At 66.8% G+C, this 1,818-nt stretch carries 2 protein-coding genes; both read left to right on the forward strand.

Features of this window, described 5'->3' with window-relative positions; all coding sequences use genetic code 11:
* A partial coding sequence (locus tag D7V77_RS41785) for a transposase (protein ID WP_147452353.1) occupies window positions 1–260 on the forward strand: 260 nt, incomplete at its 5' end.
* 61 nt (window positions 261–321) lie between these two features.
* Window positions 322–1,686, forward strand: a complete 1,365-nt coding sequence (locus D7V77_RS41790; protein ID WP_120581706.1) for an IS701 family transposase — start codon at window positions 322–324, stop codon at window positions 1,684–1,686.
* The last annotated feature ends 132 nt before the right edge of the window (window positions 1,687–1,818 follow it).

The raw sequence follows: 1,818 nt of genomic DNA on the forward strand, positions 1-1,818 counted from the left end.
AGGCGCTCTGGACGTTCGTCTATACCGAGGGCGTCGAGCCCACCAACAACCTCGCCGAGAGGGACCTGCGCCATGCGGTCATCTGGCGCAAGACGAGCTTTGGCACCCAGAGCGAGGACGGCAGCCGCTTCGTCGAGCGCATCCTCACGGCCGTGATGAGCCTCAGGAAGCAGGAGCGCAACGTGCTTGACGCTCTCACTGCGTCCCTTGAAGCCCATCTCCACGGCGCTCCCGCACCATCGCTGCTGCCCGGAACCTGAATCCAGCTCACGCTCGCGGTCGCCCAGCCCCCTGAACGCTTACCCATGATCTACGGTCGGGATGACACCGGGACAGCTGCGCAAGCTGGACGAGGCGCTGAGCGCCTACCTTGAGGAGATGGTCGCCGGCATGGGGCGGCTGGAGCGCAGGCGCGCCATGGAGGCCTACGTGACGGGCCTGCTGCTGGACGGGGAGCGCAAGAGCATTGAGCCGATGGCGGCGCGGCTGGTGGAGGACGCGGGCGAAGTCGAGGCGATGCGCCAGCGACTGCAGCAGTGCGTGTCGCAAGGGACGTGGAGCGACGAGGCCCTCCGGGAGCGACTGGCGCGGAAGTTGGAGCGGCGGCTTCCGGAGTTGGAAGCGCTGGTGGTGGACGACACGGGCTTTCCGAAGAAAGGAAAGCACTCGGTGGGAGTCGCCCGGCAGTACTCAGGCACGCTGGGGCGCACGGACAACTGCCAGGTGGCCGTCAGCCTGCATCTGGCCGGGCCTCGGGGAAGCGGGTGCATCGGCATGCGGCTGTACCTGCCCGAGGAGTGGGTGAAGGACACGGCCCGGCGCAAGGCGGCCAGCGTCCCCGAGGCGGTGGGCGCGTCACGCAAGTGGGAACTGGCGCTGGAGCAGGTGGACGACGCGCTGAAGTGGGGCGTGCGCAAGCACGTCGTGCTGGCGGATGCGGGGTATGGCAACTGCCGAGAGTTTCGTGAGGGCCTGACGGCGCGAGGACTGCCGTACCTCGTCGCAGTGCCAGGGCAGCACAAGGTGTGGCCGCCAGGAGCTACGCCGCATCGTCCAGTGAAGAAGGCGGGTGAGAACGGGCGTCCCCGGACGCGCTTCGTCGACGACAGCGGCGTGCAACCCTGGACGATTGAAGAGCTTGCGCGTCAGTTGCCCGAAGAAGAGTACCGCCGGGTCAGCTGGCGCGAGGGCAGTCGCGGCACGCAGTCTTCCACCTTCGCCGCGGTGCGAATCCAGGTCGCCGAAGGCCACGTCATCCGCAAGGCGCCAGGTGCTCCCGAATGGCTGCTGTGTGAATGGCCGCAGGGGGAAGCCGCGCCGACGAAGTTCTATCTCTCATCATTACCGTCCGACACGCCTCTCAAACGCCTCGTCACCCTGGCGAAGCTGCGCTGGCGAGTGGAGCGGGACTACCAGGAGATGAAGGGCGAAGTCGGCCTGGACCACTTTGAGGGCCGCACCTGGAGAGGCTTTCACCACCACGCCACGCTCTGCATGGTGGCCCATGGATTCCTCGCGCTCCGTCGAGCGCTTTCCCCCCCGGAGGAGGATTCCTTGGACGCTGCCCCAGGTGCGCCGGCGGCTTCAGCATCTGCTGCTGCGCCGCCTCGGCCATTGTCCGCTGTGCCTCCGCAGACTCGGCGCTCGCGCTCCTCCTCGAGGACCGTCACGCATCTGATCAAGTAGTACTAAGAGCGCCTAACAAAAGTCAGGTTTGAAGACTGCGGAAGAGGATCAGGCAGCAGCCCAGAACGAGGAGGCCGAAGTGGATATCGTCCCGGCGTTCATCGCGCACGCGCAGACGCCGCTGCCGGTTCT

Origin of the sequence: Corallococcus sp. CA041A (genome assembly GCF_003612075.1) — a bacterium.
GTDB lineage: Bacteria > Myxococcota > Myxococcia > Myxococcales > Myxococcaceae > Corallococcus > Corallococcus exiguus.